The following is a 20,137-nucleotide window of genomic DNA, read 5'->3' as shown; positions in this document are numbered from 1 at the left end:
CGCGACCTGAGCGGGCCGCCTTTCCCCTCGGCCCGCCCCGTTGTGATTCGGCGCCCCGATCGATCTCGCACAGCTCGGGGCCACACTGCCGGAGCGAGGTTCGCCACGCTCTCTCCCGTGGCTACTCCCGCCGCGATTCACTCGATCGTCTTGCGAAAACCCTGCAACATCATGTCTTGAATCGCGCTCGCTTCGGTCGGCTGTAGGTCCGTCACGCCGAACCGGAACAACAATCGGTCGCGGTCCCGTGTGTTGAGTTCGCCGACCGCGTACAGCACGAGCACCGCGCGCACGTCGGGGTTGCGGGAGAATCGCTTGAGTTGGGCGCTCGTGTACCCGCGCGCTTTTTGTTTGGTCGCCACGTCGCCCTCACGCCGCTTTGCGGCCCTTGACCCGTTCGGCGTGCGCCGCGACCACCGCGTCGCACTTCTCGCGCGCCGCCTGGTGCAGCTTCGCGAAGTCGTCGGCATCCATTCCGAATTCGGTTGCCGCCGGCCCGAGCCCGATCTGCCCGAGCGAGACGGCCATAATGAAGGGCCACACGCGCGGGTTCTGGTCCAAGTGCGCGCGGGCCTCGGCCAGCGAATTCAACACGACCACGGGTCGCCCTCCGTAACTTCCGGTACCGGTGGTTAGGCCGCTTGCTTCTTGAGCCGCTCGGCGATTTTGACGAACCGGGCGAACGGGATCGCGCGGAGTTCGCTCATGGTCTTCACGCCGAACGCTTTCGCGTAATCGATCTTGTCGTTCTTGTTCGCGATCAGATCCTTCGTGATCGCGTCCCGTTGTTTCCGCTCGGCTCGGTCCAGGATCACGAGTTCGCGGGTGATCGCGTACCGCCTTTTCACCTTGCGTTCGTACTCGCCATTTCCCTCCGCAGGGTGGTACGAACACGCGATCGCCGCGCCCTTGTCGTTGAAACTCGTGACCTTCACCCGCTCGCCGCGCCACTCGAACGAGCACCCGACGTGCAGCCGTTCGCTGGTCCGGTCGCCGCTCAAGTGGGCGTAACTGTCATGGCGCTCGGCGGGGCTCACCTTGTCCGCGATGATCGGCGGGCGCCCCATATATTCCTCGAAGGCCGCGGCCGCAGAGTAGTTGCCTTCGGCGACGGCCATCGAGTAGACCCACTCCCCGTCGGCCCCGATCCAGTAACTGTGCCGGAACTTCGCGAGCCCCTCGAAGTCCGTCTTTGTGAAGGCGAACCCGGCCCCAATGGTGAGGGCGAGCGCCTTCCGCATCGCGGTGTTGAGCCGCTCCCACGAGTGGCTCGTTTCGCTCTGGCAGTTCGCCCACACGAGTTCGAGCAGAGCGGTCGGGGGAGACGTTTTCTTCGCCACGGTTCGCCCTCCTTAGCTAAAGGCCGGTTCCAGTTCCGCCGCTTTACCCGCCTCGATGCTTTCCGCCGCTTCGATCAGCCGGTCGCGCGTCTCGCGGTCGCTCAGCACGCGGAGGAGCGTGGCCAACTTGCGCTGGCTGTGGAACCGCACGTCGCTCCCGGCCGTGATGGTCAGCGAGGTGCAAAATTCCGTCGCGTCGCCGCCGTGTTCGTTCTCGCCGTGTACGCGCATGGTGCGGGCTCCTTTCCTGGGGTCGGGCGATCGGTCGAGGCTCAGTCGGTGTCTTTGGGCGTGCCGCCGCACGCGATGATTGCGTCTCGCTTGGCGCTATGGCCGCGCGCCCGCGACTGGGCGACCGTCTCTACGACTTCCGTGGTGCAATTCCGGTCCGCGGCCATCTTCCGAAGGAGCCGAATAAGCTCTGCCGGTGCGACTCGAAGCCCGTCGGCATGGCTGGGTGAAAACACCCGAACCCGAAGCAGCCCCTTTTTTCTCCACGAGTGGAGGGTGTGGACCGGAATCCCAGTCACAAGCGAGATGTCACCGAACGTCACATCGAGCGGCCCGGTCCGGGTCTCCCACTCCTTGACCTTTCGGGCCGGGATGCGGACGAACGATCCCGTCAGAACGCCCCCGTCCTCGTCCGGAAGCTGCCAGGCCCGGGCCATTTGAGCTGGCGTCAACTCCACCATCTCCTCCGGCTCTTTTTGGCTCTTCATCCGTAACCCTCTGTGTGTCGTGTGCTGTCAGTATTCCATATCGTTTGGCCTATATCAGCACCTTGAGAGAATATCAAAGGCTTTTCATCGACCTAAACAGTGAATTATTCGGCTTTTTTGGTCTGTTCAGATTGACCCGGATTGGCCGGTTGACCCAAAATCTCCCCCATGCCTAGACCGCGCGTGCGCTACGACGACAAAGGGGAGCCTTTGCCCTGCAAGCTCTTCGTTCCCCCACACCTGGCGAAGTTCCTTTACCGCCAAGCGGCCAAGGCGCGCAAAGGGGACGGGCTCAAGGTCGAGGAGACGGACATCGTCATCGAGTTGATTGAGAAATGGGCAGCGGGCCAGCCGCCGGTGGACTGGCCCGCGCTACTCACCGAGCTTCAGGCGGAAGAGAGCAAGGACTCGGGCACGAACGTGAGGGGGAGCGGCAAGAAGATCAAAAAGGGGCCGCCCAAAGAAGGGTAGCCGGCGCTCACCCCGTCGCTTCGGCGATCCGGCGCGCGACCGATTCCCCGGCCCGGTCCGCGTACACCTGCCGCGCCACTTCGGGCGAGTTGCCCAGTGCGGCCGCGGTCGCCTGGTCGCTCTCGTAGGTGTCCATCAGCTCCGTGGCGCGCGTGTGCCGCAACTGGTTCGGCGCCCAGTACGTGACGCCCGCCGATTCGCACGCCTGCTGGACGTAGTAGCGGTACCGCTGCGGCGTGACCGGGGTCGGGCTCGCGCCCTTACGAGCCGGCGGCAGCACGAAGACCGGGCCGCTCGGGTGCTCCTCAATGAGCGGGGCCAGTATCGCCCGGGCCTGCGGTCCGAAGAAGACGACGCGGGTCGTGTTCCGGTGCAGCATCTTGTTGAAGTCCGTCACCACGCACCGCCACGGGGATTTCCGGCGGTCGATCTGATCGGCCGCGAGCGAGCACGCCTCCCCGGGCCGCATGTTCCCCAGTAGTTGGACCCGGATCAGGGCGGCGAGTACCGCGCGGCGCCCTGGATCGCGGTGCAGGTGTGTGCCGACCAGGACCGCGTCCACATCTTCGCGGGGCGCCGGGTCGACGCCCTCCCCCTCCTCCACTTCGTCCCGGCGCCCCGCCGCGATCGGCTCCACGAGGGCGATCGCGGTGTGTACCGCGGCCGGGACCATGAGTTCCGTTGCGGCCCACGCGAACGCGCGGATGATCCGCTTTACGTGGGCGTTGATCGTCGGCCGCACCCACTCGCGGTCGATCATGGCCTCGCGCACGGTGCGCAGTTTGGGCGCGGTGAACTCGCGGGCCGGTTCGTCCCCGAATAGCTCGGCGAGCGGCAAGAGCGCGGCCCGGTTGCAGTAGAGTTCCGATGTGGGCTTCCCGTACTTCCGGTACGTGCGCTCGCAGTGGGCGAGCCAGGCGCTAATCAGGTCGCCGATCTTCGGCTCCGCTTTACCCCCGGGCGCGTTTACTTCGCCGCCCTGCCGGTTCGCCCAGTCGAGCGCGAACCGCCGGTACTCGAGCTTGGCCTCGTTGCTCCCCCACTTCCCGAACGTGCGCCATTTCGCCTGCCCTTTTTCCGACCACCGACAGTACGCCCGGCCGTCGGCGTGCTCTTTCATCTCCGGGCACGCCCGAACCGATCCGGATTTTTTTCGCCCGCCCCGTGCCAATTTCCGGTTCGGTGGCGTGGTTAGGGCGCGGTCGACGGGCCACTTGAACCGGAAAATCCGGCTCCGGATCGTGGCTGCGGGGATGCGGGTTTCGCGGGACCAGGCCGCAATTGATTGCGTGCGGCCCGCGTGAGTAAGGTCGTGGGACGGGTAGGGCATGACGTTCCTCCGGTTCGATGGGGAATATCGGCCCGGGAAGGCGTCTCGCGCGAGCTAAAGTGGAATCTGTGCGGCCGCACGTTTTGCGGCGTGCGGTAAAAATAAGAGGTGAAATGCAAATACCCTGGGATTCCCAGGGCATTTGCGGAGAGCGGGCGAAGGGATTTGAACCCTCGACATCTTGCTTGGAAGGCAAGAGCTCTACCGCTGAGCTACACCCGCACGAAGGATCGCGAAGCTCGGAGTCAGAAACGCGGAACAAGATACCAAAGCTACCCAGCATACCGCCGCAAGCCCATTCACTCTCCTCGCCTTCGCCTGGTCACTTTCACTTTTCGCTTCAAACTCTCGCGGCTCACGCTCTCACTCCGCGATCTACGATCCGCACTCCGCGTTCGATCAGTGGGTAGGGAGGGATTTGAACCCCCGAATCCCGAAGGAGCCAGATTTACAGTCTGGTGCAATTGACCACTCTGCCACCTACCCGTGAATCACCGTCACCATTCTCTTTTACAAGCACTCTCGATTGTATGAACCGATCCCAGCAGTGAAAAGCTCGCGGAGGGAGTTGAACCCACGACCAGCGGTTTACAAAACCGCTGCTCTACCACTGAGCTACGCGAGCGGAACGCCTTATTTCCAAGTACCTCGCAGACATCTGGTGTTTCAGCTCCGCGGCCCAACACCCGCCAGGACACTCACTATTCTCGGGAACGGCCGCGTGAAGATCAACACCACGCGGCCCGAACCAACGACCGCTTTCGAGAAGCGGCGGTCGTGTCTAAGACCGATTCTATAGCGCCCGGGTTCGCGAACAAGTCTCAGAAACCACAGAAGCCATTCCCGGGCTCCGCCCTTCCCTTCAGCGCCGGCACCGGCCGCGCCCCGCTTCGCACCCGAAACGCGCGGCCCGAATGCCCTTCCGACGGTAGAGTTGTACGTTTAGCTGTGCGACCCGGCGCGAACCGTGTGCCGGCCCACCGGAATCCGAATCTCCCACGCCATCGGACCCATGAATCTCAGCTACCACACGAGTTACCCCGGGATCGACGACCTGCGCGAGCGCGCACGACAACGGACCCCGCGGTTCGCGTTCGAGTACCTCGACGGCGGGTGCAACGAGGACGTGAACCTGTTCAAGAACACGGACGACCTGCGCCGGGTCGAACTGAAACCGCTGTACCTGACGCCGCACACCACATCGAACCTGAAGACCGAGCTGTTCGGCCACGAGTACGACGCCCCGTTCGGCATCGCCCCGATCGGGCTCCAGGGGCTGATCTGGCCGGGCGCACCGGAGATCCTCGCGCGCGCCGCCGCCGAGCACAACGTCCCGTTCGTCCTCAGCACCGTCACCACGGCGAGCATCGAGCGGATCGGCGAGATCACCGGCGGGCGGTTCTGGTACCAGCTCTACCACCCCGCGGACAACGCGATCCGCGACGATATCCTGAACCGGGCCGAGGCCGCCGGGTGCAAGACGCTGGTCCTGCTGTGCGACGTCCCGACGTTCGGCTTCCGCCCGCGCGACATCCGTAACGGGCTGGCGATGCCCCCGCGGATGACGCTCCGCAACATCCTCCAGATTTTCGGGCGCCCGAGCTGGGCGGTGCGGACGCTGCTACAGGGCACGCCGAACTTCGCCACGATGGTGAAGTACATGCCCAAGGGCCTGAACATGAAGCAGCTCGGCGCGTACATGAACGCGACGTTCTCCGGGCGCCTGAACGAGGCCAAGATCGCCCCGATCCGCGACCGCTGGAAGGGCAACCTGGTGCTCAAGGGCGTGGCGAGCGAGGAAGACACGGAAACCGCGGTCCGGCTCGGGCTCGACGGGATCATCGTGTCGAACCACGGCGGGCGCCAGGTGGACGCGGGCGAATCGACGATCCGCTCGCTGGCCCCGATTGCGGCGAAGTACCGCGGTAAACTCCGGATCATGATCGACAGCGGGCTGCGGAGCGGACCGGACATCGCCCGCGCGCTGGCGTGCGACGCCGATTTCACGTTCCTGGGCCGGACGTTCATGTACTCGGTCGCGGCCCTCGGTCGGGCCGGCGGTCAGCACGCGATCGCCATGCTGAAGGTCCAGTTGAAGCAGGTGATGGAGCAACTGTGCTGCCACCGCGTCGCGGACCTGCGCCAGCACCTGCTGCGGAAGCCCGGCGAAACCCTACCGACCGCGTGATCGCGCCGTTGGCGTCGAGGCGAACGGCCGGTGTAAGCCCAATGCTGTTCGGCTCGAAAGTTGCGTTCGTGGACCCGCATAGCAGCACCACGTGGCCCAAGTGGAGAGGCGCTCATGGGCACGGCGGGCGCGGACCGGTCACCAGCGGAAAACGTGATCCGTCGCGCCCGAGCGTGCCGGTTGTTCGAGTTGCTCAAGGACACGGGACCGAACGGAACCGTGCGCTCCGATACTCGCACTACGCGCTCTGCACCTGCTGGCTCTGTTACACCCGAATGCGTGCACGTCGCGGACGCGGGTACGAGCGCGACGCCCTGTTCAACGCGATCGATCGCGTTGTTCTTCCGGTTCCTCAAATAGGCACTCGGGTTGAGGCGCCTCATGCCGGGCCAGCCCAACGCGATCGCATGCGTGCGGCTCGCCGAAGCGGTGGGCGGCCCGTCACCGGTACCGAGTTCTGGGTCCTCACCTTGGGCGTCCAGAAGTGGGTTGAGGGCGACGAACTTCGAGACTACCTCGACCAGCGGTACAAGAAGGGTAACACCGCTCTGGACAAACGTCGAGCCGAACAGCATTGGGTACAATGCCGGCCGTTCGCCTCTGTCCTTGTTGGCCGCCGCCTCCCTTATAATTTTTGCAATAATATACTATTAATTATATAAATACCTCCAATCTCACCAAGACTATCGTACTCTTTACCAGCCGTCGTCATGTTCTGGGATCTCTTCACATCGCGTTCGATCGCGTGCGTCGAATCAGCGAGCGTCGTGCGTGTGAACCCGCGCCCACTCGCGATCATGCCCGGGTCGTTTAACCCGCTACACCACGGGCACACCGGCTTGGCCGCGGTCGCGGCGCGGCGCCTCGGGACCGAAGTTCATTTCGAGTTGTCGATCACCAACGCGGACAAGCCGGAGTTGCCGCGCGAGGAAGTGGAGCGCCGGGTATCGCAGTTCGCGGACGTCGCCCCGGTGTGGGTCACGCGCGCTGCGGCGTTCGAGAAGAAGGCGGACCTGTTCCCGGGGGCCGCGTTCGTGTTGGGGTGGGACACCGCGGTCCGTGTGGTCGATCCGAAGTATTACGGTGGGGAACACGGGCGCGACGCGGCGCTCCGCAAACTCCAGGCCCGCGGGTGCCGGCTCGTGGTCGGTGGGCGCATGGACGCGACCGGCACGTTCCGCGTGTGGGACGACGGGTTCCTACTCGCGGAATTCGCGGACCTGTTCGTTCCGTTAACCGAGGCCGATTTCCGGGCCGATGTGTCGAGTACCGAGCTACGCGGGAAATGATAACGGCCGCCTCAAGTGGGCGGCCGTCACGTTTGCACCTTCGGGTCACTTTCATTTGCCGGGTTTGATCGGCAGAATGAGATCCTTCGCGGGGCGCTTCAGGTTGTCCTTCAGTTGGTACCAGCCGAATTTGACGAACGCGGCCGAGCGCTTCTCCTCGGACGTGAAGGCGTACTGGCCCAGCCCGGCGGGGGTCGGGGTGAAGTTCGAGTTCGGCTGGGTCTCGAACCCATAATCCTTCATGTTTTGCCCGGACTGTGTAATCAGGAACGCGAACGCGACGTCGCGCAGGGTGACCGTGTGCGTGTCCGCAACACCGCCGTTGAGGTTCCGCTGGAACCAGACCTGCGTCACCATCCCGTCGCTGCCCACCGTGGTCAGTTTGTCGGGGTTCTCGCCCTTCTTGAACACGCCCGGGTAGTCACCCACGCGCACCTCGTTCTTCATGATCGCTTTGAGTAGCGGCGCCTCCTCTTTGGCGCGCTGTTGGATCAGGTAAATCAGCGCCTGCCCCTTGGCGTACCCGGGAACCGTATCGAGCAGCGTGATGCGCCGGAGCAGCGTAGCCGATTCCGGGAACTGTTTCAGGTTGCCGTTGCTGAGCAGGTAAACGAGTTGGGCCAGGTCCTGCGGGTCGTCGCGGGTTCCGAGCCACTTGCCGACGACGGTTTTAAAGATCTCGGCGTGCGCCCCGGTACCGTTCAGCGCGGTCATCGCGGCGCCGCTCTGCTGAAGCAGGGTCACGCCGCTCACCTGGTTCCACTGAATGGTGGTCCGCGGGATGAGTTCGTGGGGGATCTCGCACTCGCCGAGCAGCACCGCGGCGATGTCCGCCAGGCTCGGCTGCTTCGGGGGCGTGGGCCGCGCGCCGCCGAAACCGTTTCGTTGGATCATGTCGCTGAACAGGTTGTTCCGCCGGTCGGAGACGGCCCGCCCACCTTCGACGGACCCGCGGTCCATTGCGGCGAACATTTCCAGGTTGTACGGCGACTTGAGGATCTCGACGTAAAGCTCGCGGGCCTTCGGGGTGGCGCCCAGGTTCTTACGGAACATCTTCAGACCGGGCAGGTCGTGATCGAACTTTCCGTCCTTGTCCTCAAGGAACGTGTCGACGCGGGCCTTCAGGTCGTCGGCCTCGGCCTTCGGCAACAACCGGGTCGCGCGAGCGCGGATCTCCGGGTCCGTCTCGGTAGTCGTGGCCTCAACGAGCGCTTGTTTGGCGGACCGGCCCATCTTGGCGAGTTCGCCCTGCGCGTCCTCGCGGTCGCGGTAGTTCTCGTTCCCCATCCGGCGAACGAGTTCACGCGCTTTGGACAGATCTTGCGCGGGGATTTCAAGAGCCTTCGGGTCCGGGGACGCGCCGAAAGCCGGGACCGATGCGAACACCCCGCACGCTAGCATCATCATCCGGAGCCGACGCATGTGTTGCCCTCAACGCACTCTCGGTGTGTTCACTCGTTTAGCGCCACCTTACAAAGATGACGCATAATGGGGCCGGCGCCAACCACAATTCGGATGCCCCGGCGCCGGTGGGTGTATCCAAATTCTCTGGGGTCATGCCGCCAAGCTCCAATAGGCCTGCCACTGGATGGAGTTCCGCACGCAGACCAGGCTCGCCATCGGTCGGACGTTCTTCTTGAGCCAGCGAGCACCTCGGGCTTTCAAACGCAATCCCAGGGTCTTGGCTTGTCCTTCCACCGCACCGCTGCCGATGGCCTGGCCACGGGCCAACCGATCACGATACGCCAAACGATTCGTGTGCTTGGCGAAGTAGCCCAACAACTTCTCCGTCGCCTTCTGCCTTCGTGTCCGTTCTTCGAGAGTCTCGACGGACAACAGTTCTGACACCCACACGCACACACCACCCCAACCCTCACGCAACAACACGTCGCGACCGCGCTCAAAAGCAGCACGGGCCTCGTCGGTCCCCTGGCCGAATATCCTCTGCGCACAAAGGCTCAACCGCTCACTGGCGTGGTAAATGTCCAGCGTCTCTCGACAACCCGGCAGCACACGATTGACCGACTTCCAAATCCAACTGGCCCCGTCACCCAACGCATGGACGCTCGACCACTGCGCCACACCCAACTGACGCAACGACGGACCCCAACGGCGTCGAAACACTTTCGATTTGGCGATCATCGCGAACGACACGACCGCACCGGCCGGGGGCAAGCGCTCGTCGTCCTGCCACTGCTCGGGTGATACCGCCGTGCCGGCCTCACGCTTGGAAATCACTGCGATCTTCAGGTCTTTCCAGCCTTCTTCGCGGGTATTGACCTTGCCCGCGTCAATCGCCAACTCGATCTCGCCTGGGGTTTGGCGAAACGTCTGGGCCGTGGCGTGATCCTGGGGTTGGAACGTCGTCATCGCCCGGCCATGCGTTCCCACGAGCTGGCGCGCGGTCTCGGGGGCCAACTTCACTCCCAGCAACTCCCGGAGATGTTCGCGGGTCTTGGCGAACGACACATCGGCAGCCAAACGACAGCAATGCTTCTGAAGAACCGTGCTGAATCGCTGCGTCAGACCGATGACGGCATCGGCTGCGTAAGCTCCTTCGGCTCCACAGCGGCATTGCCAATAGTGTCGCGTGAGGTTCAGAGGGCCGACAGTGGTCACGAACTGCCGGGGCTTTTTCCCGCGGTCTTCTTTGGCTCGCCCGCAGTCGCAGATTCGGATCGGCGACCCTTTTTTTCGGCGGCTTGGATGCGTCGGGTGACCGCATCGGCCAAGAGGTTTTTGGTCAGTTCGCGTCCCTTGGGTATGACCGCCGTTTCGCAGGCGTCCAAGACCGTGCCGTTGGCCGCGGAGAGCGCCAGAGCTTGGAGCTCTTCGTGGACGGCCAATAGCTGCCGGACTAGCGCTTCGCTTTCGGCGGGGATTTCAATCGTGACGGTCTTGCTCATAGAACATCCCTGTTCGCATCCGAGAACACCCCACTTACCCAAATTCCGCCAACCCCACCAGAGAAGTTAGTTACACCCGCGCCGGTTACAACTTCAGACGCGGACCTCCGCCTTATGGATTCTTTTCCCGCCACGTCTTCCACTTCTCGGCCGCGTCCTTCCGCTTGTCCTCGGGGATACTGAACCGGGTGTAGCTGATCGACGCCGTCCCACTCCCCTTAAAACGGTCCTCGATGCCGTAATCCTCGACCTTTTGCTCCGTAATGAGCACGGCCGCGGCCAGGGCCATGTCGCCCACCGTGATCGTCGTGCGAACCAGGTTTCCCCCGACGTTGGTGGTGATCGTGGTAATCACCGTGCCGTCGCCGATGAGTTTTTCGACCGTCGGGAGGTGCTCTTTGGACTTGTTCCGAACGAGGGCCGCGAACGCCTGGCCTCGGTAAGCGGCCGGAGCGCCCGAGGTTCCGAGGAGGCGCACGGCCATGCGCCCCGCGGCCTCGGTGTTCTGAGTGTTGGTCGCGAGGTTAAGGGCCGTGTACATCTCATAGGGATCGGTGCGCGAATCGAACCACGCGGTCATCACCGTCTTCAGTGCCCGGGCACGATCGTCGGTCCCCTGAGCGGCCTGCGCGATACCAGAGGTGGTCAAAACACTCGCGAACAGACTGTTCCGGGGGCCGCCCTTAAAAGGAACCTGCGAGTCCGCGAACATGAGGACGGCGACCTCCATCACGGTCGGGTTCCGCGGGGCGACGCCCCCGACGCGCGGGAACTTCGCGTAGTACAGTTCCTGCTTCATCGTGGCGATTTCCGCGCCCAAGTCGGTCGTGCCGGACCCGAGGGCCGTGAGCAATTTGCGCCCGCCGGGGGCGTTGAGGAGCTCGACGAACAGTTCGCGCGCGGCGCGGTCAACGGAGGTTCCCGCCCGGGTGGTCCACGACCAGCCGAACATCGACCACTCGCCCCGCGCGACCGAGCGTAACTTGTTCCAGCCCGGGAGGTCGTGTTCGTATTTACCCTCGGTGTCGGCCAGGAACGTGTCGAGCCGGGCCTTCATTTCGAGGGCGTTGGCCCGTGAGAGCATCGAGCGCGAACGGGCGCGGATCTCGGGGTTCGGGTCGCTGTTCGCCCCGTCTTGCAGCGCGGCGCGAGCGGCGCGCCCCATCGCGATCAGACCGTGTTCCGCGTCTTCGCGGTCGACAAAGGTCTCGCTCCCGAGCTTCTGCACGAGTTCGCGGGCCTTCGACAGTTCCTCTTGCGGCACCGCCAGCGATTTCGGATCAGGCGACGGCGGTGCCGGAGTAGTGGTAACGAACACAGCAGCAAGGGCGAGAGCGGCGTGCAGCATGAACGTCCCTCGGCAGCTTAATTGGAGAGGCGAAACCAAAGAGGCGGCGGGATCGGCCGGAGGGAAGCGCGCAGTGAGGGCGCGATGAGAGCCCCGGCAGACTCGAAATTATATCGGACGAACAGCCACCTGTCGATTAGTCAGCAATTTTCTGCAATCGTATCGTGGTGCCCCGCGTCCCCCGGAGATTCCCATGCCCGATGCCGACCCGCTCGCGCCGACCGAAACCGCGCTCCGCGACCTGGCGATGACCTATCCCGGAGCCACAGAAGACTTTCCGTGGGGGCACCGGGCGATCAAGGTGAAGGCGAAGATCTTCCTGATCCTGGCCCTGAACGACGGGAAGTTATCGGTCACGATGAAGTTGCCCGATTCCGGTCGGTACGCACTCACACAGCGGTACGCCCAGCCGACCGGGTACGGGCTGGGCAAAAGCGGCTGGGTCACCTGCACGTTCCATCCAACCGACGATCCGCCGATGGACCTGCTCGAAGAGTGGATCGAGGAGAGCTACCGCACAATCGCGCCGAAGAAGCTAGTTCTCGCACTGAACGCTCGGCTCGGGGGCGCGGAACCGCCGCTGGCACCGCCTCCGCCACCAGCCGTGAAAAAAGCCCCAGCCGCCAAGAAACCCAAAGCAAAGGCTGCCGCGAAACCGCGAAAGAAGAAATAGCCGCGTGCGATTCTGCTTTTCACCCCAATTGGGCCGCGAATAATAGTTTCAGAGCCGGGGTTCTGGTACTGGCGAGGTCGAACGGGACGAGCAATAGTGTGTAATCGATCGCGCTACGGTCATCAGATCCCAGGTTTCAGTCAGGGCTACGATCCACCGCCCCGCTAAGGCGGAGAACCACCCGAGGAGTCGGTCATGGCGTTCGATCCCGTCAAGTTGGCCGAAGACACCGAAGCGTTCTGCCAGGCGGTGCGCCCGGCCGAGGAACTGGCTTACGCAGAGCGCAAGTTCAACGACCAGGTCGTGCCGCTCGCGAAGAAGTACAACCTGCTCGGCATGAACGTCCACCCCGAGTACGGCGGGCGCGGCGCGGACGCCGTGAACTACTTCAAGGCACTCGCGCGCATCGGGCGCGAGGGAACCACCGTCCGGACGTTCTTCTCGGGGCACCTCAGCATCGGCGCGTACCCGATCCAGACGTGGGGCAGCGAGCGGCTCAAACAAAAATACCTACCCGCGGCTTCGCGCGGCGACAAAGTTCTCGCGTTCGGGCTCACCGAACCGGATGCGGGGAGCAATCCCCGCGAAATGACCACGACCTACACCAAGAAGGGCGACGGCTACGTTCTCAACGGTGTGAAGTACCTCATTTCTAACGGCGGGATCGCGCACGCGGTCATCGCGTTCGGGTACCCGGAGGGGCAGGTCGGCACGGGACGCATCTCGGCGTTCGTTGTGGACACGGACGCGAAGGGGTTCGAGGCCGAGAGCTTCGCCGTGAACGCGAAAATGGGCATGCCCACATCCAACACCGCGATGTTCGAGATGCACGACGTTGCGGTGCCGGCCGAGAACCTCCTGGGCACCGAGGGCGACGGGTTCCGGATCGCGTTGGGCACGCTGGTGAGCGGCCGGCTCAGTGTCGCCGCGGGCTGTTTGGGCGTGATCGAGGACTGCCTCGCGGAAGCGATCGAATACTCGAAGATGCGCAAGCAGCACGGGAAAGAGATCGCCCGGCACCAACTCGTTCAGGACCACATCGCGCACATCGAAATGGACCGCGTCGCGAGCGAATCAATGGTGCTCCGCGCGGCCGAAATGAAGGACCGTTCCGCAGCCGCGCCGGGCGACAAGGAACTGCTGCGCCAGGCCGATCTACTCGCAGCTCAAGCGAAATTCTTCGCGACGAATGCCGCCTGGGACGCGGCCGACCGCGCGGTTCAGGTGTTCGGCGGACGCGGGTGGAGCACACTCTACCGCCCGGGCCGGCACCTCACGGACGTTCGCGTGTGCCGCATCTACGAGGGCACCGACGAAATCCTGAAGCTGAAGATCGCCGCGTCGGTATTGGGGAAGGAGTGGGAAGCGTTTAAGTAACAGGGGGCGCGTACTGTGATTTACTCGCGCCGCGTGACCGTTTTAGGGACTAGCACCGGTCTGTACGGGCGATTAGACTATCGGGGTTGTGCGGATTGCACCGCTTGAGCCGCTCCGATGAGTACCGCCTCGTTACCGCCGGTTGCGAATGCGTCGGGCGCTTCTGCGCCCTCGCGTAGCGCACAAGCGGCACTCGGCGTGTTCCTCGCGGTTCTGCTCGGCTTGCTCGTCATCCGCGGGTACGGCAACCGCTTCGGGGCGCGGCCAACGGAACCCGTCGCGGTCGATCTCACCGACCTGAACACGGCCAGCCAAATCGAACTGGCCCAAGTGCCGGGTGTCGGGCCCAAAATGGCGGAAGCGATCGTCGATCACCGCCACCTTTACGGACCTTACAAGTCTGTGGAAGAGCTGAGAAGTGTGCGCGGCATCGGGCCAATTACATTCGAGAAGGTCCGAGCACACTTCCGCACCGGTGCGCAGACGAACGGGCCTCTCGCAGAAGCGCCCACTTCACCCGCACCACCGGTGACTCGCGCGACCACGCCAATCCCAGCACCGCGGTCCGCATCGACTAGCGCGAAGAAGATTCAACCGGGTGAAGCGCCGATCAACGTGAATACCGCGCAGCACGAAGAACTCCAGCGCCTCCCGAGCATCGGCCCCGTGATCGCACAGGCGATCATCGCGCACCGAACACAGTCGCCGTTCCAGACCGTCAACGACCTAGACAAAGTGAAGGGCATCGGGCCAAAGACGCTCGATAAACTGCGCCCGTTCGTCGTAGTAAATTGAGTGTTCACCGACGGGCGACTTACGGCGCGGTCTTCAACGTCCAGCCCTTCTCGCTAACTTCGAGTCCCTGGTTGCCCGCGAGTTCGTCGTACACCTTTTCCATCTCCTCGACGGAATCGAAGTACCCGACGATGAACGCGGCCCCGAACGTATCGCCGGCTTTCACCGCGCGCCCGCCGATCTCTTCGATCATGCACACGTAGCCGCGCTGGTGGCACCACGCTTCGTAGACGGCCGACGGGTCGAGTGTCATGCCCGCCAACCACGGCCCATCCTTCCCGGTCTTCGGATCGCGAATGTGGTACGCCCGGATGATCCGCTTGGGAACCTTCTTGTCGTCGCGCGTGTAGAGAAACTTCTCGTCCGGGGCAAAGTCTTTCTCGAACTCCTTTGGCGCGATCGTTCCGTGGTAGCTGAGGTACACTTCGCTAAACGTGTCACCGCCCTTGTGCTTGACGTGGCCGGGCATGTCGATGCGGAGGAACATCGCGTCACTCGCGTTCACCGCGGTGATCTTATCGGCCGAGATGAAGTAGCGCTTGCCGGCCGGGAACACGATCGTCTGTTCCCACTTCGAGCCGGTCTTCTTGCCCGGCGCCGCGAGCGTGTAAGTGTGGTTCTGCTTCACCGCGACGAAATCCTTACCGTAAACCACCACCGGTTTCAGTTCCTTCGCCTGCGTACAAATTTGCGGGCCTTCGATGCAGCGTTTCGCACGCTTGCCGTGATAGAGATTGTCGAAAACGTAGGGCAAATCGCCCGGAAGTTTGTCGCGGTACTCTTCGTCACTGCCGGGTTCCATGACCCAATCAACGATGTCCAGCCCGAACCCGAGATCGCGTGCGCCAGTTTTCGTGTCGAGCAGACTACCGGCTTCGACCCCACTGACGTATCCCCTCTTCTTGATTGATGCCTCCAGCGCGCCCCCTGCGATACGAATGCGATCCCCGTCCTCGGTCACTTTGAACGTCGGTGATTCCGGCGCAGCAGGCGCGACGCCGACACCCACAACAAGCGCGAGCACAACGATCTGGAAGTAGTGAAGTGAGTGCATGGCGAGAGGTTCCGTAATAGGACGGAAGGATGCCCTGTGCTTCATCGTCCGTGTGTCATTCACCCAACATCGGCAGGTCCAGCCCGTTCTCCTTCGCACAGCGAATCGCGCTGTCGTATCCCGCGTCCGCGTGGCGCATCACGCCGGTGCCGGGATCGTTTCGTAACACGCGCCCGATGCGTTTGGCAGCTTCTGGCGTCCCGTCGCACACGATCACCACACCCGCGTGCTGGCTGAACCCCATACCGACCCCGCCGCCGTGGTGCAGCGACACCCACGTCGCGCCGCTCGCGGTGTTCAGCAGCGCATTCAAGAGCGGCCAGTCGGATACTGCGTCCGAGCCGTCGCGCATACTCTCGGTTTCACGGTTCGGGCTGGCGACCGAACCCGAATCGAGGTGGTCGCGCCCGATCACCACCGGGGCCTGGAGTTCCCCCGACGCGACCATTTCGTTGAAAGCCAACCCGACACGAGCGCGGTCCTTCAGTCCGAGCCAACAGATGCGCGCAGGTAACCCCTGAAACGCGATACGCTCCTTTGCCATATCGAGCCAGCGATGAAGGTGAGGATCGTCGGGAATCAGGGCCTTCACCTTCGCGTCTGTACGTGCGATGTCTTCCGGGTCACCCGAAAGTGCGGCCCAGCGGAACGGTCCGACCCCCTCGCAAAACAGTGGGCGAATGTATGCAGGAACGAAGCCGGGGATATCGAAGGCGTTCGCGACTCCGTTTTCCTTCGCGGCCTGTCGAATGTTGTTGCCGTAGTCGAGCGCGACCGCCCCGCGTGCCTGAAGTTCGAGCATCGCGCGCACGTGATTTGCCATCGAGCGTTTCGCCGCCGCAATCACGTCTTGCGGAGCCGTTTCCGCCTTCTCGCGCCAATCAGTGAGCGTCCACCCTTGTGGCAAATAGCCGTTCAATGGGTCGTGAGCGCTCGTCTGATCGGTGACGACATCGGGGAGAATCCCCCGCGTGACCAGTTCCGCGCACACGTCCGCCGCGTTACCCAGCAACCCCACTGACACGGGCTTCCCCGAACGCACGAGCGCGAGTGCTTCATCGAGGCTGTTCGCTTTGCGATCGAGGTACCGCGTGCGGAGTCGAAAATCGATGCGCGTTTCATCACACTCGACCGCGAGCATGCTGAAACCGGCCATCGTCGCAGCGAGTGGCTGAGCGCCACCCATCCCTCCCAGTCCGCCGGTCAGAATCCACTTACCCACCGCGTTTCCGCCGAAGTGCTTCTTGGCAACCGCGACGAACGTCTCGTAGGTGCCCTGCACGATGCCCTGCGTGCCGATGTAGATCCAGCTCCCCGCAGTCATCTGACCGTACATCATCAGCCCGGCGCGGTCGAGTTCGTGGAACTTCTCCCACGTCGCCCAGTGCGGCACCAGATTCGAGTTCGCGATGAGTACGCGGGGCGCGTCCGGATGCGTCGGGAACACGCCCACGGGTTTGCCCGACTGCACCAATAGCGTCTGGTCGCTCTCCAATCGACGGAGCACGTCCACGATCTTGTCGAAGCACTCCCAGTTCCGAGCCGCGCGCCCGATCCCGCCATACACGACAAGCTCGGCGGGGCGCTCGGCCACCTCCGCGTCGAGGTTGTTCATGAGCATCCGGAGGACCGCTTCCGTCTGCCAGCTTTTGCACGAAAGTGAGTTCCCGCGCGGCGCGCGGATCACGCGCGCGGCATCGTTTCGGGTGAAGGTCATGGCTGCTTCCTATCGGGCTTTCCTGTGCTCAAGAGGTGCCAAACTAACCGAGCCGCGAGCCGGGCGCCCTGTCCGTTGATGTCGTGCAGCGGGTTCAGCTCCACGACGTCCGCGACAAACAATTTCCCGGTGCCAACAACGGCGTCGATAATCGTCTCCACGGACTCGATCGCCACGCCCCGGGCAGCCGGCGCACTAACCGCGGGCATCACCGTGCCGGGCAGCACATCCAGATCGATGCTGAGGTACAGGCAATCAACGTGGTCGGCAAAAGCCTTTACATCAGCCAGCACGCGGTCCAAGTTCCAGGGCACGAGGTTCTGGTCGAGATACCAACAAGCATTCAGCGCGCACGCCCGATCAAAAAGCGCACGTGTATTCGATGGCACGGAGATCCCAAGTGCCATGTACCCGAACCAACGGTCGCGTATCTGGCACCAGTCCGCCATCTGGCGAAAGGGAGTTCCCGAATTTCCGGGCTCATCGTCCCGCAAGTCGAAGTGCGCGTCGACGTTGATGATCCCGACATTCGCCCCCGGCCAAAACGACGTCAACCCCTGATACGTCCCCCACGCTGTTTCGTGCCCCCCACCGAGTACCAATGGGCGGTGGCCAGCAACGAATGTGTTCCGAACGGCCTCAGCGAGCCGTACCTGTGCCCCCTCCATGTCGCCGTCGTCGCACCGCACATCACCCGCATCATAAACCGGCAGTTGTCGGTGCCACGCGAAGTTCGCGAGTACCTTGCGAATCGCACGCGGGCCGTCCTTCGCACCGACGCGCCCACCGTTCCGGCGCACGCCCTCGTCACAGGCGAAACCGATCAGCGCCAGGCCGGGCGGCGAATCCGGAGCGAGTGGCTTCACCATCTGGTGCCACCGCAGCGCGGTCGGGCCGTCCACGGTATCGACCCGACCGGCCCACACGCTCATGTCGGGTTCAGGCATCGCAGTTCTTCCCACTCACAACACGACCGACCAGCGGTGTAACACCGAGCTGGCACACGATCTCGGCCGGATGCGTCACGTCCCACACAAGGAAATCCGCCCGCTTGCCCGCTTCGAGCGTACCGAGCCGCTCACCGCGCCCGAGTGCTTTCGCGGCCTCGCGCGTGACGCCAGCGAGCGCCTCTTCCGGCGAAAGACCGTACAGCACGCACGCCATGTTCATCGCCAGACGAATCGACGCGAACGGGCTTGTACCAGGGTTGAAGTCACTCGCCACGGCCAGCGCCACACCCGCGGCGCGAAGCTTCTCGACGGGTGGCTTCTGCTTCTCACGGAGGAAGTAAAACGCCCCCGGCAGCAGCACCGCGACGGTGCCACTTTTCGCCATCGCCGCGATTCCGGCGTCGTCCAGGTGTTCGAGATGATCCGCCGACCAGCCACCGTGCCTAGCGACCAGTTCCGCACCGTGCGAGTTCGTGATTTGCTCGACGTGCCCTTTGATCGCGAGTCCGTGCGCCTTCGCCGCGGAAAAGATGCGGTCGCACTGAGCCGACGTGAACGCGATCGATTCGCAAAACACGTCCACCGCGTCCGCGAGCTTCTCGCGCGCGACCACCGGAATCATCTCATCCACAATGAGCGACACGTAGTCATCCGCCCGCCCCGCGAACTCCGGCGGGACCGCGTGCGCGGCGAGTAGTGTTGGCGACACGTCAACGTTGAGCCGCTCACCGAGTCGGCGCGCGACCCGAAGCATCTTCAGTTCGTCATCGAACGTCAGCCCGTACCCGGATTTGATCTCGACACACGTTACGCCTTCGCGAATGAGCGACTGAACGCACGGAACGGCCGACTGAAACAGTTCCTCTTCACTCAGCCCCCGCGTCGCGCGCACGGTCGAGAGAATCCCCCCGCCACGTTTCGCGATCTCGGTGTAGGGAACGCCCGCGAGCCGCAACTCCCACTCCGCGGCCCGTGACCCGCCCCACACACTGTGCGTGTGACAGTCGATGAACCCCGGAGTAACGAGTTTCCCGCCACAATCCGTGACCGCGCCGCGGTGTGATCGCACTTCGGGCGCACTGGAAAGCAAAACAGCCGCGATGCTGTCGCCGCGAACCGCGATGGCGTGATCTTCGAGCAAGCCGCACGGCGTAGGTACGCGCGGATCGAATGTGGCGAGGCGCGCGTGAATCCAGACGTGGTCGAAGGGTTCGCGGTCCATGTTGCCATTGGACCGGCACCGCCCGCGCGGTGCAACGGAAAATGCTTACTTCAAGAGTTCACGAACGCGATCTTTCAGTCGATTGAGGCTGTCTTCAAAGCGGGCTTTGCCGTCCGGGAAGTCTTCGTTCGGCAGCCCCTCGTACATCGCCCGGATCACCCCGTTCTTGTCCACAAGAACGAGGCGCGTGCTGTGGCCGAACTCGTCGCCGGGTCGCACGTCCGGACCGAGCTTGCGTTCCACCGCTTGCTTGAACTGTTCGTTCAGGAGCTTGTGGACGGTCTTCTCGTCGCCCGTGAGAAACAGCCAGTTCTTCGGGTCCGCACCGCGGGCGGTCGCGTACTCGTTCAGAGACTTCAGATCATCGCGCGCGGGATCGACCGTGAACGTGACGAGCTTAAACTTGCCAGTTTTGAGTTCGTCAGCAAGGTCGCGCTGGAGCGTGGCCATTGTCGCCGTCACTGCGGGGCACGGTCCGTTGCATCGTGTGAAGATGAACGACCCGACCCACACGTTCCCTCGAAGATCCTGATCTGTGACGGTCTTCCCACCGCGCTCGGTGAGGGTAAACGTGCCGACGGGGTATTCGAGGTCCGGTTCCGGTGTTGATTGAGTCGGCTGCGTCGTGCGCGACCCGGCCCACGCGCCGCACCCGGCGAGAAGCAAAAACGTGTACGGCAATAAACGGCGCATTGGAATCACAGAGGAAGAGCGGAGTTTTGACAGGATTAACGGGATCAGAACGAATCACATTTCAA

21 protein-coding genes and 3 tRNA genes are annotated in these 20,137 nt (G+C 63.5%); 6 read left to right on the top strand and 18 right to left on the bottom strand.

Annotated features, from left to right (window positions below; genetic code table 11):
* Positions 1–137: 137 nt before the first annotated feature.
* The 5 genes from VT84_RS08800 to VT84_RS08780 are packed head-to-tail and all read right to left on the bottom strand — an operon-like array spanning position 138 to position 2,059.
* A complete protein-coding gene (locus VT84_RS08800) occupies positions 138–362 on the bottom strand; it encodes a hypothetical protein (protein WP_082839245.1) in 225 nt (74 codons plus the stop codon).
* A 7-nt stretch (positions 363–369) separates the two neighbouring features.
* Positions 370–600 (bottom strand): hypothetical protein, encoded by a 231-nt coding sequence (locus tag VT84_RS08795; protein WP_082839244.1) that lies wholly within the window; start codon positions 598–600, stop codon positions 370–372.
* Positions 601–632: 32 nt separating this feature from the next.
* Positions 633–1,340: a hypothetical protein gene (locus VT84_RS08790; RefSeq protein WP_082839243.1), complete on the bottom strand. Its 708-nt coding sequence runs from the start codon at positions 1,338–1,340 to the stop codon at positions 633–635.
* A 12-nt stretch (positions 1,341–1,352) separates the two neighbouring features.
* On the bottom strand, positions 1,353–1,571 hold the full coding sequence (locus tag VT84_RS08785) for a hypothetical protein (RefSeq protein ID WP_082839242.1): 219 nt from the start codon (positions 1,569–1,571) through the stop codon (positions 1,353–1,355).
* 41 nt (positions 1,572–1,612) lie between these two features.
* Positions 1,613–2,059 (bottom strand): hypothetical protein, encoded by a 447-nt coding sequence (locus VT84_RS08780; protein ID WP_082839241.1) that lies wholly within the window; start codon positions 2,057–2,059, stop codon positions 1,613–1,615.
* Between the two features lie 168 nt (positions 2,060–2,227).
* On the opposite strand from VT84_RS08780, the gene VT84_RS08775 reads away from it, so the two are divergent.
* Positions 2,228–2,530, top strand: coding sequence for a hypothetical protein (locus tag VT84_RS08775; protein WP_157469332.1), 303 nt, complete (start codon positions 2,228–2,230; stop codon positions 2,528–2,530).
* A gap of 7 nt (positions 2,531–2,537) precedes the next feature.
* Here VT84_RS08775 and VT84_RS08770 read toward each other — a convergent pair whose 3' ends face one another.
* From VT84_RS08770 to VT84_RS08755, 4 genes are all read right to left on the bottom strand, one after another.
* Entirely contained in the window at positions 2,538–3,860 is a 1,323-nt protein-coding gene (locus VT84_RS08770; RefSeq protein WP_082839239.1) for a tyrosine-type recombinase/integrase, read from the bottom strand.
* Between the two features lie 150 nt (positions 3,861–4,010).
* Positions 4,011–4,082, bottom strand: a tRNA-Gly gene (locus tag VT84_RS08765).
* 181 nt (positions 4,083–4,263) lie between these two features.
* Positions 4,264–4,346, bottom strand: a tRNA-Tyr gene (locus tag VT84_RS08760).
* A 67-nt stretch (positions 4,347–4,413) separates the two neighbouring features.
* A tRNA-Thr gene (locus VT84_RS08755) sits at positions 4,414–4,485 on the bottom strand.
* 387 nt (positions 4,486–4,872) lie between these two features.
* Between VT84_RS08755 and VT84_RS08750 the strand changes: the two genes are divergently transcribed.
* Positions 4,873–6,048 carry an alpha-hydroxy acid oxidase gene (locus VT84_RS08750; protein ID WP_082839238.1) on the top strand — a complete coding sequence of 392 codons (1,176 nt, stop codon included), beginning with the start codon at positions 4,873–4,875 and terminating at the stop codon, positions 6,046–6,048.
* A 710-nt stretch (positions 6,049–6,758) separates the two neighbouring features.
* Positions 6,759–7,337, top strand: coding sequence for a hypothetical protein (locus VT84_RS08740; protein ID WP_082839236.1), 579 nt, complete (start codon positions 6,759–6,761; stop codon positions 7,335–7,337).
* A 51-nt stretch (positions 7,338–7,388) separates the two neighbouring features.
* Here the strand turns inward: VT84_RS08740 and VT84_RS08735 are convergent, their stop codons facing one another.
* The 4 genes from VT84_RS08735 to VT84_RS08720 all read right to left on the bottom strand — a co-directional run bounded on the left by VT84_RS08735 (position 7,389) and on the right by VT84_RS08720 (position 11,591).
* Positions 7,389–8,759: a hypothetical protein gene (locus tag VT84_RS08735; protein ID WP_157469330.1), complete on the bottom strand. Its 1,371-nt coding sequence runs from the start codon at positions 8,757–8,759 to the stop codon at positions 7,389–7,391.
* A 132-nt stretch (positions 8,760–8,891) separates the two neighbouring features.
* Complete coding sequence (locus tag VT84_RS08730; protein WP_157469072.1) at positions 8,892–9,818, bottom strand: hypothetical protein; 927 nt, start codon at positions 9,816–9,818, stop codon at positions 8,892–8,894.
* A 134-nt stretch (positions 9,819–9,952) separates the two neighbouring features.
* Positions 9,953–10,243, bottom strand: coding sequence for a hypothetical protein (locus VT84_RS08725; protein WP_052551189.1), 291 nt, complete (start codon positions 10,241–10,243; stop codon positions 9,953–9,955).
* 112 nt (positions 10,244–10,355) lie between these two features.
* Complete coding sequence (locus tag VT84_RS08720) at positions 10,356–11,591, bottom strand: hypothetical protein (protein WP_082839234.1); 1,236 nt, start codon at positions 11,589–11,591, stop codon at positions 10,356–10,358.
* A gap of 193 nt (positions 11,592–11,784) precedes the next feature.
* Between VT84_RS08720 and VT84_RS08715 the strand changes: the two genes are divergently transcribed.
* From VT84_RS08715 to VT84_RS08705, 3 genes are all read left to right on the top strand, one after another.
* On the top strand, positions 11,785–12,264 hold the full coding sequence (locus tag VT84_RS08715) for an MmcQ/YjbR family DNA-binding protein (RefSeq protein WP_052559655.1): 480 nt from the start codon (positions 11,785–11,787) through the stop codon (positions 12,262–12,264).
* Between the two features lie 195 nt (positions 12,265–12,459).
* Positions 12,460–13,641, top strand: a complete 1,182-nt coding sequence (locus VT84_RS08710; protein WP_052559654.1) for an acyl-CoA dehydrogenase family protein — start codon at positions 12,460–12,462, stop codon at positions 13,639–13,641.
* Positions 13,642–13,758: 117 nt separating this feature from the next.
* Entirely contained in the window at positions 13,759–14,436 is a 678-nt protein-coding gene (locus VT84_RS08705) for a ComEA family DNA-binding protein (protein WP_052559653.1), read from the top strand.
* 19 nt (positions 14,437–14,455) lie between these two features.
* On the opposite strand, the gene VT84_RS08700 is transcribed toward VT84_RS08705, so the two are convergent.
* Genes VT84_RS08700 through VT84_RS08680 form a run of 5 tightly spaced genes read right to left on the bottom strand, consistent with a single transcriptional unit; the run spans position 14,456 to position 20,072 of the window.
* Positions 14,456–15,490 (bottom strand): hypothetical protein, encoded by a 1,035-nt coding sequence (locus tag VT84_RS08700; protein WP_082839233.1) that lies wholly within the window; start codon positions 15,488–15,490, stop codon positions 14,456–14,458.
* Between the two features lie 55 nt (positions 15,491–15,545).
* Positions 15,546–17,207, bottom strand: coding sequence for a urocanate hydratase (hutU, locus tag VT84_RS08695; RefSeq protein ID WP_082839232.1), 1,662 nt, complete (start codon positions 17,205–17,207; stop codon positions 15,546–15,548).
* The gene (gene hutG / locus VT84_RS08690; RefSeq protein ID WP_052559650.1) at positions 17,204–18,154 is read right to left on the bottom strand and encodes a formimidoylglutamase; all 951 of its coding nucleotides are present in this window, start codon (positions 18,152–18,154) and stop codon (positions 17,204–17,206) included. The genes hutU and hutG overlap by 4 nt, the downstream gene beginning before the upstream one ends.
* Positions 18,147–19,379, bottom strand: coding sequence for an imidazolonepropionase (gene hutI, locus VT84_RS08685; protein ID WP_082839231.1), 1,233 nt, complete (start codon positions 19,377–19,379; stop codon positions 18,147–18,149). The genes hutG and hutI overlap by 8 nt, the downstream gene beginning before the upstream one ends.
* Before the next feature lie 45 nt (positions 19,380–19,424).
* Positions 19,425–20,072 (bottom strand): SCO family protein, encoded by a 648-nt coding sequence (locus VT84_RS08680; protein WP_052559649.1) that lies wholly within the window; start codon positions 20,070–20,072, stop codon positions 19,425–19,427.
* Positions 20,073–20,137 lie beyond the last annotated feature (65 nt).

The sequence above is a fragment of the Gemmata sp. SH-PL17 genome (assembly GCF_001610855.1).
Lineage (GTDB): Bacteria > Planctomycetota > Planctomycetia > Gemmatales > Gemmataceae > Gemmata > Gemmata massiliana.
This window is presented reverse-complemented; position numbering and strand designations above follow the sequence as displayed.

Coding starts and splice junctions, on each gene's coding strand:
- VT84_RS08770 (WP_082839239.1), bottom strand. CDS start 3,860: ATGCCCTACCCGTCCCACGACCTTACTCACGCGGGCCGCACGCAATCA.
- VT84_RS08715 (WP_052559655.1), top strand. CDS start 11,785: ATGCCCGATGCCGACCCGCTCGCGCCGACCGAAACCGCGCTCCGCGAC.
- VT84_RS08735 (WP_157469330.1), bottom strand. CDS start 8,759: ATGCGTCGGCTCCGGATGATGATGCTAGCGTGCGGGGTGTTCGCATCG.
- VT84_RS08680 (WP_052559649.1), bottom strand. CDS start 20,072: ATGCGCCGTTTATTGCCGTACACGTTTTTGCTTCTCGCCGGGTGCGGC.
- VT84_RS08740 (WP_082839236.1), top strand. CDS start 6,759: ATGTTCTGGGATCTCTTCACATCGCGTTCGATCGCGTGCGTCGAATCA.
- hutU (WP_082839232.1), bottom strand. CDS start 17,207: ATGACCTTCACCCGAAACGATGCCGCGCGCGTGATCCGCGCGCCGCGC.
- VT84_RS08775 (WP_157469332.1), top strand. CDS start 2,228: ATGCCTAGACCGCGCGTGCGCTACGACGACAAAGGGGAGCCTTTGCCC.
- VT84_RS08700 (WP_082839233.1), bottom strand. CDS start 15,490: ATGCACTCACTTCACTACTTCCAGATCGTTGTGCTCGCGCTTGTTGTG.
- hutG (WP_052559650.1), bottom strand. CDS start 18,154: ATGCCTGAACCCGACATGAGCGTGTGGGCCGGTCGGGTCGATACCGTG.
- VT84_RS08785 (WP_082839242.1), bottom strand. CDS start 1,571: ATGCGCGTACACGGCGAGAACGAACACGGCGGCGACGCGACGGAATTT.
- VT84_RS08750 (WP_082839238.1), top strand. CDS start 4,873: ATGAATCTCAGCTACCACACGAGTTACCCCGGGATCGACGACCTGCGC.
- VT84_RS08725 (WP_052551189.1), bottom strand. CDS start 10,243: ATGAGCAAGACCGTCACGATTGAAATCCCCGCCGAAAGCGAAGCGCTA.
- VT84_RS08720 (WP_082839234.1), bottom strand. CDS start 11,591: ATGCTGCACGCCGCTCTCGCCCTTGCTGCTGTGTTCGTTACCACTACT.
- VT84_RS08710 (WP_052559654.1), top strand. CDS start 12,460: ATGGCGTTCGATCCCGTCAAGTTGGCCGAAGACACCGAAGCGTTCTGC.
- VT84_RS08780 (WP_082839241.1), bottom strand. CDS start 2,059: ATGAAGAGCCAAAAAGAGCCGGAGGAGATGGTGGAGTTGACGCCAGCT.
- hutI (WP_082839231.1), bottom strand. CDS start 19,379: ATGGACCGCGAACCCTTCGACCACGTCTGGATTCACGCGCGCCTCGCC.
- VT84_RS08705 (WP_052559653.1), top strand. CDS start 13,759: ATGAGTACCGCCTCGTTACCGCCGGTTGCGAATGCGTCGGGCGCTTCT.